The organism is Microbulbifer sp., assembly GCF_036563125.1.
Taxonomy (GTDB): Bacteria; Pseudomonadota; Gammaproteobacteria; order Pseudomonadales; family Cellvibrionaceae; genus Microbulbifer.
Map to the genome: position 1 here is coordinate 42,553 of NZ_DATCMV010000021.1, position 11,256 is coordinate 53,808.

Sequence of the window (11,256 nt, forward strand, 5' to 3'; positions counted from 1 at the left end):
CAGCGGTCCTGAAAACCCGCCCCCGTTGCCCAACCGCCACAGGACTCAATCAAAGTAGTCCCCGGAACCCGATAAAAACGAAGCGGTGTTTAAACATGGAAATCGAACGACTCCTACAACTGGTGACTGAAAAAGGCGCATCCGACCTGTTCATCACTGCCGGTGTGCCCGCCTCCATCAAGCTGCACGGCAAGATCGTGCCGGTCAGCACCACCGCGCTCACGCCGGAAAAAGCCCGCGAACTCGTCATCGGCATCATGAACGAGCGGCAGAAAAAAGAGTTCATCGAAAGCAAGGAACTCAACTTCGCCATCTCCGTGCGTAACGTCGGCCGCTTCCGGGTCTCCGCCTTCTTCCAGCGCAACCTGGTCGGCATGGTGCTGCGTCGGATCGAAACCAAGATCCCCACCATCGACGGCCTCGGCCTGCCAGAGCAGCTCAAAGAACTGGCCATGACCAAGCGCGGCCTGATCATCTTCGTGGGTGCCACCGGTACCGGCAAATCCACCTCGCTCGCCTCCATGATCGGCCACCGCAATGAGCACTCCAAGGGTCACATCATCTCCATCGAAGACCCCATCGAATTTATCCACCAGCACCGCGGCTGCATTGTTACCCAGCGCGAAGTGGGCCTCGATACCGACTCCTTCGAGACCGCCCTTAAAAACACCCTGCGTCAGGCGCCCGACGTCATCCTCATCGGTGAGGTGCGTTCACGCGAGACCATGGACCACGCCATCGCCTTCGCCGAAACCGGTCACCTGTGTCTGTGTACCCTGCACGCCAACAACGCCAACCAGGCCCTCGACCGGATCATCCACTTCTTCCCCGCCGACCGGCACCAGCAGTTGTGGATGGACCTGTCACTGAACCTCCGCGCCATGGTCGCGCAGCAGCTGGTACCGACACCGGATGGCGACGGCCGCCGCGCCTGTCTTGAGATCATGATCAACACCCCGCTGATGTCGGATCTGATCCGCAAGGGCGAGGTACACAAAATGAAGGAGCTGATGAAGCGCTCCACCGAGCAGGGCATGCAGACCTTCGACCAGGCCCTGTACGAACTCTACGACCGCGGTGAAATCACCTACGAAGACGCCCTGTCGCACGCCGACTCTGCCAACGACCTGCGCCTGATGATCAAGCTCAAGTCCGAGTCCGACGCCGAGTACCTCAACAGCGCCGCGGATGAACTCAGCCTTGCCAGCGACTCCGACGGCAGTGGCGGTCCGAGCATTTACTGATATCGGCGAACGCCAAAGCAAGGGCAGGCGCGGCAACGCCCCTGCCCTTTTTTATGCACAGAATAGAATTGGTGAGTTTTGACCATGGAATTCCTGGAGCTGGAACAAGTTAGCGCACGACTGACCAAAGCCGGATTGACGTTGCCATGAGGCCGGCTGTATTGATCACCGGCGGCAGTCGCGGCATCGGTGCCGCCACCGCCAAATTGCTGGCAGCGCGAGGCTACGACCTCTGCATCAGCTATCGGCAACGGGAATCGGATGCGATGCGAGTGGTAGACGCATGCACCAAGCTTGGCGCGCGGGCCATCGCCGTACAGGCGGACATTGCCCGCGAAAAGGATGTCGAGCGGCTGTTCGGCAAAGTGGATGCGCACTACGGAAGGCTGTCCGCACTGGTCAATAATGCCGGCATACTGCTGAAACAGATGCGTGTGGAAGAACTTACCGCCGAGCGCATCAACCGAATTTTGCAGACCAACGTTACCGGCACTCTGCTCTGCTGTCGCGAAGCGGTAAGGCGTATGTCCACGCAGCGTGGAGGCAATGGCGGAACCATCGTCAATGTTTCCTCCGGTGCCGCCCGCAGTGGTTCACCCAATGAATATGTGGATTACGCAGCAAGTAAGGGCGCCGTGGATACTCTGACCGTCGGCCTGAGCAAAGAAGTGGCTGGAGAAGGGATTCGGGTGAATGCCGTGCGCCCCGGACTTATCCACACAGAAATGCATGCGGATGGTGGCGAACCCGGGCGAGTCGAGCGGCTGGCATCACGCATTCCACTGGGCCGCGGCGGACAGGACTCAGAGGTTGCCGCTGCCATTGCCTGGCTCATCAGTGATGATGCCTCTTTCTCAACCGGCACATTCATCGATGTGACCGGAGGGCTTTGATTCTGGAATCCTTCTAAAAAATCGGAAACCGTTGTGACTCTACTTAGTGCGCTCGCCCTGTTCGGTACCATGCTCATTCTCGCCGCCATTCCCGGTCCAGGCGTATTCACGGTGATTGCGCGCTCGGTAAGCGGTGGTGTACTCCACGGTACCGCGACCAGTATCGGTATTTTGTTTGGCGATTATGTGTTTATCGGTCTTTGCCTGTCCGGGCTGGCCTACGTGGCGGACTTAATGGGCAACGCATTTGTGGTAATCAAGTATCTCGGTGCGGCTTACCTGATCTGGCTCGGAATCAATCTGGTCCGGGCCCACACACGTTTTTCCGAAATTGAGACCACAGCAAATCACTCACTGCATTCCAGCCTCAGCCTCGGACTGCTGACGACTTTGAGCAACCCCAAAGCCATTCTGTTTTATCTGAGTTTTTTCCCGGCATTTCTTCCCGTCAACGCCATTGATGCAGCGGACGTGCTCACCATCTATGCGATAGCTACCCTGTCCGTCGGTGGTGTCATGCTGATCTATACCTGGGCTACGGTGCGCGCGCGCCGATACTTACAAAGTGGCTCCACCAACCGCTCGTTCAACATGGTCGGCGGAAGTGTTCTGGTCTGCGCCGGCCTGTGGATGGCCCTGCGTAGCAGTTAATTTTAAAAGCAGTTATTGGCTAAAAAGATAATGGAATTCCCAAAGTGTTTTTCAAACAGTTTTAAACTCAGCCTGTTGCTGCTTGGGTCTATGCTCTTAGCCTGCACGGAATCGCCGGACGCCGATCGCATCTATATCAACGGCGAGATTGTCACCGTCGACGATAAAGACACCGTTGCCAGTGCGCTCGCGATCAAGGATGGAAAGATTACTGCGATCGGCACCCGCGAAGAGGTCTCGGCACTGGCCGGTGCGCGCACGGAAACCATCGACCTCAACGGTAAAGCCCTGCTGCCTGGTTTTATCGCGGTGCATGAACACCCGGCCATCAGCGCGGTATTCCGCAACTTTGTCGATATGAGTGGCTTCCGCCACCACACCGCCGCAGAGGCGTGGCAGGCACTGGAAAACGCGATTGCCGACGCGCCGCAGGGCGAATGGATCTACGCCATGGGACTGGACCCGGTGTTGCTCGAAGGACTGCAGCTGCCGGACCGCAACTCCCTCGACCAGATGGCGCCGCACAATCCGGTATTCATCCTCGCGCAGAGCATGCACACCGCTTGGGTGAATTCCGCCGCGCTGGCGGCGATGGGCATCGATGAACAGACACCCGACCCCGGTGAAGGCTCCTATTACGGTCGCGGTAATGATGGCCGCCTCAACGGCACCCTGGTAGAAAAGCAGGCGCTGGAGCCATTTCTCGCTACACACAAAAATCCATTCAACGTCACCAGCGCCTATGCCGGTGTACTGACGGATTTGCGCCGCGCGGGTTACACCAGTGTGGCGTCCCTTGGCTTCAACATGCCCGCATGGCTCGCGCGCTGGGCCTCCATGGAATACTGGCAGCCGCGCATCCGTCAGTTTTTCTATTACCGCGGCGACAACCTGGACAAACTGTCCGGATACCCGGAAGCAGACGGCGATTTCTTCCGCGTGCGCGGCGCCAAGTTCTGGTACGACGGCTCGCCCTACAGCGGGAGCATGGTGGTGGAGCAGGCCTACCTGGACAGCCATCTGGCCGAAGAGCTGGGTATCGCCCACGGCAGTCACGGCGAACCGGTGATTAGCGCTGAGCAGCTGCGCGATCAGTTTCAGGAATTAAATGACCGCGGCTGGCAGATTGCCACCCATGTGCAGGGCGACCGCGCTGCGCAGGAATATTTACAGATTCTGCAGCAGCTCTATGACAGTTTGCCGGAAACGCGGCGACAGGAATTTGTTGCCCGCCGACATCGCCTGGAACACGGGCTGCTGCTCAGCAAAGAAATGCTGCCGGCGTTTGCCAGGCTGGGTATTTCGCCGAGCTTCCACATCAACCACATTTACTACTACGGCGACGCCCTGAACACCGCATTGCTGGGACCGGAGCGCACCCAACGCATGCTGCCGGTAAAGAGTGCATTCGAGCTCGGCATGCACCCCACCCTGCACTCGGATAGCCCCATGTTCCCGGCGGAACCCTTCAGCCTGATGCAAACCGCGATCACCCGTCGCAGTCGCGAAGGCATCGCGATCGGGCAAGCCGAGGCGCTGACCCCGAGCCAGGCGCTGCGCACCATGACCATCAACGCCGCCTGGCAGTTGGGAATGGAAAAGGAAATCGGTAGCCTGGAAGTGGGCAAGCGCGCTGATCTGGTGATCCTGGATAGAAACCCGCTGTCGACACCAGCGGAAAACTTGCGGGAAATCCGCGTGCTGGAAACCAGGGTTGCGGGGAGATGGTAGTAAGCGCGAACTGTTTAAGCCATTTCTGACAACAGTGACTTGATGCCTGCGAGTAACCTGCGGGATACCGCCGGAGCCAGTGCTACCCCGGCGAGTGTTACCCGGTAGCCGTCGCCGCCTTTTTGCAACCCGGTAATGAAATCCACCGCAACAATCGCGTTGCGGTGCACGCGCACAAAGCGCTCAGCGAACTCCGCTTCCAGTTCTTTCAACGACTCATCCAACACCGTCTCACCACTGCTGTGATGGGCGATGACGTATTTGTCTTCGGCAATGAAACAGCGGATATCGTCCACGTCCAGCAACTGCACACCGCGACGGCTCACTGCCTTGATCTGGCGGCGGCCGCTGGCGGGTTGCGGTAATTGGGTGTGTAGCGCCCGGCGTTGCGGTTTGCTCAGTCTTCGCGCCTGGGCAATCGCCTGTGCCAGCTGCTCCACACTGACGGGCTTGAGCAGGTAACCCGATGGAGCAACCGCAAAGGCAGGGAGCGCAAACTCGTCGTGGGCGGTACAGAAAATGATCGCGGGTGGATTGGGACGGTTGGTAATTTGGGTGGCGAGTTGAAGCCCGTTCTCTCCGGGCATTTCGATGTCCAGTAACAACAGGTCCGGGTCGAGTGAATCCAGCTGTTGTAACGCGCTTTCCCCATCGGCAGCTTCTCCCAGCAGTTGGCAACCATCAATAGTCTGCAACTGTCGGGCCAGTCTGGCCCGCGCCAGCGGTTCGTCGTCGACGATCAGCACTCCCAGCGGGTATTCGGCAGCGCTCATTGGGCCACCTCTTCCATCACCGGTGTTTTTGCTGGCTCAGTTATTCTGGTTTCCGTCTTGGTACTAGTAGCGGAACTAGTGGCATTGAACGGCAGGCGCAATTCCACGCGGTACTCTTTACCGCGCTCGCCGTCGCGGACCTCCGCGGTAAAGCGGAAGCGATTGCCGTAAAACGCACTGAGTCGCTGGCGAATATTTTCCATCGCCATACCGTTGCCGGTGCTCACACCGGGGCTCATTTCCGCCTCAGAAACTGCAACAGGATTTTGAATCGACAATAGCAGCTCGGGTGTGCGACTGCCAATGACATTTTGGCGACTCGCAACTTCCTGACGAATCGCAATTTCAATTTTCCCCCCGCTGCGTAGACGCGCAATTCCGTGCAGTACCGCGTTTTCCAACAGCGGCTGCAACAACATCGATGGCAGCTGCGCGTCTGTCGGCAGCTCTCCAATCTGCCACTCCTGTTGCAGGCGATCACCAAGTCGCAGCGACTCTATTTCGAGATAGCGCCGCGCCAGTGCAACTTCCTGCTCCAGCGGCACCAGTTTTGAGTCCGCCAACGATGCGCGGAACAGCGCCGACAAATCCTCCACCAGTTTTTCCGCGCGCTCGGCATCCACCGCGATCAGGCTTGCAAGGCTGTTCATACTGTTGAACAAGAAGTGCGGGCGAATGCGCGACTGCAACGCGTCGATGCGTGCCCCCAGTTCCGCCTGCTGCTGGTTGTGCAGCTGCTGCTGCACATAGGCGTAGCGCAGCACCACACCTGCGCATATTGCTCCCACCAGAAAGTTGGACAGCAGCGTCCACAGGTCCATCGCCACGCCTTCCATATCCGCCATCCACCAGTGCTGCGCCAGCAACACCGCCAGCAGCACCGCAAGTACGGTGGAATAGCTGAGCGCAGCGGCGAGCTTGTGAGGGAGGCGCGCGAGGCGCGGGCGCAACCGGCACAGGATGGCGGCGGCGGGCAGGATCACCCACTGCACGGTGAGGGACACCAGCCCCAGGCGCTGCCAGTTAAAAGGGTGGATTCCGTCGCTGGCGAGCACCAGCACCAGCGCCAGCAGCTCACCGATCAACACCAGCGCAGCCACGCCGGTCACACCGCACAGGTCGGGGAGGAAATGAGGGGGGGTAGCGGTCTCGTGGCGCGCAGAATCTTTGCCTACGGGGGCAATTTCGTGAATTTCCTGCGCTATAATGCCCGCCGCTTGCGCGGGCCGGGAAGATGTCATATCAGGTTATCTTTATTCTGGACTCGCTCTCAGAAGGTGAAGATACCGCCATCAATGGCGCAGTTCCACCACCCGGTCGACATCTCAATCCACACATATCAGAGGCAGCATGAGTAACGACAACGCATCCGCAAACAACGCCCAGAACCCGGCCGCAAAGCTGTGGGGCGGCCGCTTCAGTGAAGCCACCGATGCCTTTGTGGAGCGATTTACCGCCTCGGTGATGTTCGACCAGCGTATGGGCCTGGAAGATATCCAGGGTTCCCTGGCGCACGCGCAGATGCTGTCGGAAGTGGGTGTGCTGACGGTGGAGGAGTTCCAGCAGATCGAGGGTGGCCTCAAGGATATCGCCGAGGAGATCAAGGCCGGCACCTTCCCCTGGTCGGTGGAGCTCGAAGATGTACACATGAACATCGAGTCGCGCCTCACCCAGCGCATCGGCGCCACCGGCAAGAAACTGCATACCGGCCGCTCGCGCAACGACCAGGTGGCAACCGATATCCGCCTGTGGCTGCGCAACCGCATCGACCAGATCGGAGCCGAGCTGACCCGCCTGCAGAACGGCCTGGTGGATCTCGCGCAACAGAACGCGGACACGATCATGCCCGGCTTTACCCATCTGCAAACCGCACAGCCGGTCACCTTCGGCCATCATCTGCTGGCCTGGAACGAAATGCTGACCCGCGACTACGAGCGGCTGATGGACTGCCGCAAGCGTGTCAACCGCTCACCGCTGGGCGCCGCTGCGCTGGCCGGCACCAGCTACCCGATCAACCGCGCCCGCACCGCAGAGCTGCTGGGCTTTGATGCGCCCACCGAGAACTCCCTGGATTCCGTCAGCGACCGCGACTTCGCTATCGAATTCTGCGCCTTCTCCGCGCTGCTGATGACCCACTTGTCCCGCGCCAGCGAGGAGCTGGTGCTGTGGACTTCCAGCCAGTTCGACTTTATCGATCTGCCGGACCGCTTTTGCACCGGTTCCTCCATCATGCCGCAGAAGAAAAACCCGGATGTTCCGGAGCTGGTGCGCGGCAAGACCGGCCGCGTGAACGGCCACCTGATTGCCCTGCTGACCCTGATGAAGAGCCAGCCGCTGGCCTACAACAAGGATAACCAGGAAGATAAGGAACCCCTGTTCGACGCCGCCGACACCGTACTCGACTGCCTGCGCGCCTTCGCGGATATGGCACCGGCGCTGAAGCCGAAAAAGGAAAATATGTACGCCGCTGCCGGCAAGGGCTTCTCCACCGCCACCGATCTGGCTGACTATCTGGTGCGCAAGGGCGTCGCCTTCCGCGATGCCCACGAGATCGTCGGCCATTCCGTGGCGTTCGCCATTGAGCAGAAGTGCGACCTGTCGGAACTCAGCCTGGCGCAGCTGCAGCAGTTCTCTGATGTGATCGGCGACGACGTGTTCGACGTGCTGACCCTGGAGGGTTCCGTGGCCGCCCGCGACCATATCGGTGGCACTGCGCCAAACCAGGTGCGCGCAGCGTGTGAACGCGCGCGCAAGCTGATCGCTGCACGCTGACACTGACGCTGTTGATGACGAAAAAGCCGGGCAATGCCCGGCTTTTTTTTGCCCTGATCTTTGGTTTGCGGCCGCAGTGTCAAAAATGCGCTGCCCTACACCGCGAGCGGTTTACGTCTCCCCGGGCTTTGTGTTTTTTTCCTCGATTTCGGTCACCACTTTCTGCACCAGCTTCACGCGGCCGGACTGTACCAGCGCATCCCGCAGCACATATTCGATCTGTGCGTTCAGGCTGCGCAGGTCATCGTCCGCCCAGCGCTGCATCGCCGCCAGTACCTGCTCGTTAATGCGCAGTGGGAAAGCTTTCTTTTTCGTCATGTTGATCCTGATCGTTCAGTAACAGCGTGGTCGATCAGTAGAGGCTGCCGCTGTTGATGACCGGCTGCGCCTGCTGTTCGCCACAGATGACCACCATCAGATTGTTGACCATATTTGCCTTGCGCTCATCGTCCAGCTCCAGCGCGTGGGACTCCGCCAGGGTGGTAATCGCATCGGTGACCATTTCCACGGCACCGCGCACAATCAGTTTACGCGCTGCGAGCACCGCACCGGCCTGCTGCTTGCGCAACATGGCCTGGGCAATTTCCGGTGCGTAGGCGAGATGGCTGATCCGCGCCTCAATCACCTGAATACCGGCACTGCCCAAACGCTCCTGCACCTGATCGCGGATTTTTTCCGCCACCTCGATGGGATCGCCGCGCAGGGAGAGCGAGTCCTCACTGTGGTTGTCGTAGGGGAATTCATTCGCCACATTGCGCAGCGCCGCCTCGCTCTGGATGGTGACAAAGCTCTCGTAGTCGTCCACCTCGAAGTAGGCCTCGGCCGAGTCGACCACCTTCCACACCACCACCGTGGCAATCTCGATCGGGTTGCCGTTGGCGTCATTGACCTTGAGCTTGCCGCTCTCGAAATTGCGGATGCGCAGGGAGATGGGCGTGCGCTTGAAAATCAGCGGATTGGCCCAGCGCAGGCCGGTGACATGCTCGGTGCCCACGTATTTACCGAACAGCTGCAGTATTTTCCCCTGATTGGGAGCCACCATAAACAGCCCGAACCAGCAGAATGCGACGATTATCGCCACCAGGCCCCAGCCCGCGGCGAACGGGAACTCTGTGGCGGCCAGGTTGCGCAAAGCCATAGCCACCGTGAATACCTGCAATACCAGAAGCAGCGCCAGCATCCCGTAACCATTGACGGTGAACGCGCGTTTTTCTCTGATCATCGAAATCTCCTTTTGATGTCAATTTGATATCAAATTAGCACCAAGCCCGCGAATAGCCAACTTTTTTGTTCACATGCGATATGAGCCGGCAGTGACGGAGATGCGCGGGGAAGTCTTAACAGGCGGCAAACGCGTGGGCGGAATCAGGGGGCGCAGCAGGCGGGTAAAAAGGCGGACAAGCGAAATAAATATTGAAAAAGGTCGTCCGCCAGTACGGGCGACCTTCGCGATCCAGGGGGATCAGTCTGCTCCCAGCGCCAGGGATACAGGTGCGCCCTGCTGTTCGCTCAACACCCGGTCCAGCAGTGTCGGCAGGTCCTCGCCGGTGGTGGTGCATTTCCAACCGGGGTTTTCAAACTTGAGGTGGTAGCCACCGGAGCGCGCCGCCACCCACAGTTCCTGCACCGCACTCTGGCGCGACAGGATCACCTGGGTTCCGCTGTCTTCCAGTGTGATGGTGAGCACCGCGTCCGCGCGCTCGTAATCCATATCGACATCGCAATTGTCGAGAGCGTCCTCGATGGCAATCAGGGTCTGCTCGATGGCGGCGTTGTAGGTTGCTTGAGAGGCGGCCTGGGTCATGATCCGGTTACTTCTGTTACGGTGTTGTTCATAGACGGGGGTCGCTATACTAGCAGGCTTTTCCAGTCTTCTCGTCCCGCAAAATGCGGCAGGTACTATCCAGGTAACACCGATGCGCACAACGTTACTTTCACTGGCCACAATCGCCGCCCTTACCACGGTATTGAGCGCCTGCGGACAGAAAGGCCCGCTCTACCTGCCCCAGGATCCGGCCTCTCCTGCCACATCCCCGGCGTCCGGTACCCACAGCCACGGCCAGCCCGCAGGCAAGCGCAGCGAGGAGACCGAAAAAAATAATGACCCGGGTCAGCAAAACACCGAACAACAAACCGAGCCACACACGGAAGCAGAAGCAGTATCGCAATGAGTGAATTCCACTATCAGCAGGGAAGCCTGTGGGCCGAGGGCGTGAACCTCGAGCAGATCGCCGAGCAGTTCGGCACCCCCACCTATGTTTACAGCCGCGCGCATTTTGAAAGCCAGTACCAGGCGTACGCCGACGCACTCGGCGATCACCCGGGCCTGATCTGCTACGCCATCAAGGCCAACAGCAACTTGGGAATCCTGTCGGTGCTGGCACAACTGGGTGCGGGTTTCGATATCGTCTCCGCCGGCGAACTGGAGCGGGTACTGATGGCCGGCGGCGATCCGGGCAAGATCGTTTTTTCCGGTGTCGGCAAAACGGCCGCGGAAATGCGCCGCGCACTGGAAGTGGGCGTGCACTGCTTCAATGTGGAATCGGAAGCGGAGCTGGAGCGCCTCGAGGCAGTTGCCGCAGAGATGGGAGCCATCGCTCCGGTCTCCCTGCGGGTCAACCCGGACGTCGACGCCAAGACTCACCCGTATATTTCCACCGGCCTCAAGGAAAACAAATTCGGCATCGCCATCGAGCGCGCCCGCGATGTCTACCGCAAGGTAGCGGTTTCCGCCAGCCTCAATGCGGTGGGCGTGGACTGCCATATCGGCTCCCAGCTCACCGAGATCGCCCCCTTCCTCGATGCTCTCGACCGCCTGCTGGCACTGATCGACGAACTGGCCGAGGACGGCACTGTGCTCAAGCACCTGGATCTGGGTGGCGGCCTCGGCGTGCGCTACCGCGGTGAAGAGCCGCCCCTGGTCAGCGACTATCTCGGCGCGGTAAAAGAAAAACTTGCCGGACGCGATCTGGCATTGGTGCTGGAACCGGGCCGCTCCATCTCCGCCAACGGCGGTGCGCTGCTGACCCGGGTGGAATACCTGAAGCGTACCGAGGGCCACAACTTCGCCATCGTCGACGCCGCCATGAACGACAACTTGCGTCCGGCGCTGTACCAGGCGTGGCAGGACATTGTCGCAGTGACGCCCAGCAACGGCGAGACCGAGAGCTGGGACATCGTCGGCCCGGTGTG

12 protein-coding genes are annotated in these 11,256 nt (G+C 59.8%); 7 read left to right on the top strand and 5 right to left on the bottom strand.

Features of this window, described 5'->3' with window-relative positions; all coding sequences use genetic code 11:
- The first annotated feature begins 95 nt into the window (after nt 1-95).
- The 4 genes from VIL80_RS01495 (at nt 96) to VIL80_RS01510 (ending at nt 4,519) form a co-directional block, all read left to right on the top strand.
- Nucleotides 96-1,244, top strand: coding sequence for a PilT/PilU family type 4a pilus ATPase (locus VIL80_RS01495; protein WP_332034394.1), 1,149 nt, complete (start codon nt 96-98; stop codon nt 1,242-1,244).
- 146 nt (nt 1,245-1,390) lie between these two features.
- Complete coding sequence (locus VIL80_RS01500; RefSeq protein ID WP_332034395.1) at nt 1,391-2,137, top strand: SDR family oxidoreductase; 747 nt, start codon at nt 1,391-1,393, stop codon at nt 2,135-2,137.
- A 33-nt stretch (nt 2,138-2,170) separates the two neighbouring features.
- The gene (locus VIL80_RS01505) at nt 2,171-2,788 is read left to right on the top strand and encodes a LysE family translocator (protein WP_332034396.1); all 618 of its coding nucleotides are present in this window, start codon (nt 2,171-2,173) and stop codon (nt 2,786-2,788) included.
- Nucleotides 2,789-2,878: 90 nt separating this feature from the next.
- Nucleotides 2,879-4,519, top strand: a complete 1,641-nt coding sequence (locus tag VIL80_RS01510; RefSeq protein WP_332034397.1) for an amidohydrolase — start codon at nt 2,879-2,881, stop codon at nt 4,517-4,519.
- Between the two features lie 14 nt (nt 4,520-4,533).
- Here VIL80_RS01510 and VIL80_RS01515 read toward each other — a convergent pair whose 3' ends face one another.
- Together VIL80_RS01515 and VIL80_RS01520 are read right to left on the bottom strand one after the other, a co-directional pair.
- Entirely contained in the window at nt 4,534-5,292 is a 759-nt protein-coding gene (locus VIL80_RS01515) for a LytR/AlgR family response regulator transcription factor (RefSeq protein ID WP_332034398.1), read from the bottom strand.
- Nucleotides 5,289-6,533 (bottom strand): sensor histidine kinase, encoded by a 1,245-nt coding sequence (locus VIL80_RS01520; RefSeq protein WP_332034399.1) that lies wholly within the window; start codon nt 6,531-6,533, stop codon nt 5,289-5,291. The genes VIL80_RS01515 and VIL80_RS01520 overlap by 4 nt, the downstream gene beginning before the upstream one ends.
- Nucleotides 6,534-6,642: 109 nt before the next feature.
- Here VIL80_RS01520 and argH point away from each other — a divergent pair, with 109 nt between their 5' ends.
- The gene (argH, locus tag VIL80_RS01525) at nt 6,643-8,064 is read left to right on the top strand and encodes an argininosuccinate lyase (protein WP_332034400.1); all 1,422 of its coding nucleotides are present in this window, start codon (nt 6,643-6,645) and stop codon (nt 8,062-8,064) included.
- 111 nt (nt 8,065-8,175) lie between these two features.
- Here the strand turns inward: argH and VIL80_RS01530 are convergent, their stop codons facing one another.
- The 3 genes from VIL80_RS01530 to cyaY form a co-directional block, all read right to left on the bottom strand.
- Entirely contained in the window at nt 8,176-8,382 is a 207-nt protein-coding gene (locus tag VIL80_RS01530; protein WP_332034401.1) for a type II toxin-antitoxin system antitoxin, read from the bottom strand.
- Between the two features lie 34 nt (nt 8,383-8,416).
- Nucleotides 8,417-9,286, bottom strand: coding sequence for an SPFH domain-containing protein (locus VIL80_RS01535; RefSeq protein WP_332034402.1), 870 nt, complete (start codon nt 9,284-9,286; stop codon nt 8,417-8,419).
- Between the two features lie 240 nt (nt 9,287-9,526).
- Entirely contained in the window at nt 9,527-9,868 is a 342-nt protein-coding gene (gene cyaY, locus VIL80_RS01540) for an iron donor protein CyaY (RefSeq protein WP_318955625.1), read from the bottom strand.
- Between the two features lie 112 nt (nt 9,869-9,980).
- Here cyaY and lptM point away from each other — a divergent pair, with 112 nt between their 5' ends.
- Both lptM and lysA read left to right on the top strand, forming a co-directional pair.
- A complete protein-coding gene (gene lptM / locus VIL80_RS01545) occupies nt 9,981-10,235 on the top strand; it encodes an LPS translocon maturation chaperone LptM (protein WP_332034403.1) in 255 nt (84 codons plus the stop codon).
- The coding region (gene lysA / locus VIL80_RS01550) for a diaminopimelate decarboxylase (protein WP_332034404.1) at nt 10,232-11,256 on the top strand (1,025 nt) is incomplete at its 3' end. The genes lptM and lysA, both read left to right, overlap by 4 nt.

Excerpts from the sequence above, each read along its gene's own strand:
- VIL80_RS01495 (WP_332034394.1), top strand. The coding sequence starts at position 96 with ATGGAAATCGAACGACTCCTACAACTGGTGACTGAAAAAGGCGCATCC.
- VIL80_RS01500 (WP_332034395.1), top strand. The coding sequence starts at position 1,391 with ATGAGGCCGGCTGTATTGATCACCGGCGGCAGTCGCGGCATCGGTGCC.
- VIL80_RS01510 (WP_332034397.1), top strand. The coding sequence starts at position 2,879 with ATGCTCTTAGCCTGCACGGAATCGCCGGACGCCGATCGCATCTATATC.
- VIL80_RS01515 (WP_332034398.1), bottom strand. The coding sequence starts at position 5,292 with ATGAGCGCTGCCGAATACCCGCTGGGAGTGCTGATCGTCGACGACGAA.
- VIL80_RS01520 (WP_332034399.1), bottom strand. The coding sequence starts at position 6,533 with ATGACATCTTCCCGGCCCGCGCAAGCGGCGGGCATTATAGCGCAGGAA.
- argH (WP_332034400.1), top strand. The coding sequence starts at position 6,643 with ATGAGTAACGACAACGCATCCGCAAACAACGCCCAGAACCCGGCCGCA.
- VIL80_RS01530 (WP_332034401.1), bottom strand. The coding sequence starts at position 8,382 with ATGACGAAAAAGAAAGCTTTCCCACTGCGCATTAACGAGCAGGTACTG.
- VIL80_RS01535 (WP_332034402.1), bottom strand. The coding sequence starts at position 9,286 with ATGATCAGAGAAAAACGCGCGTTCACCGTCAATGGTTACGGGATGCTG.
- cyaY (WP_318955625.1), bottom strand. The coding sequence starts at position 9,868 with ATGACCCAGGCCGCCTCTCAAGCAACCTACAACGCCGCCATCGAGCAG.
- lptM (WP_332034403.1), top strand. The coding sequence starts at position 9,981 with ATGCGCACAACGTTACTTTCACTGGCCACAATCGCCGCCCTTACCACG.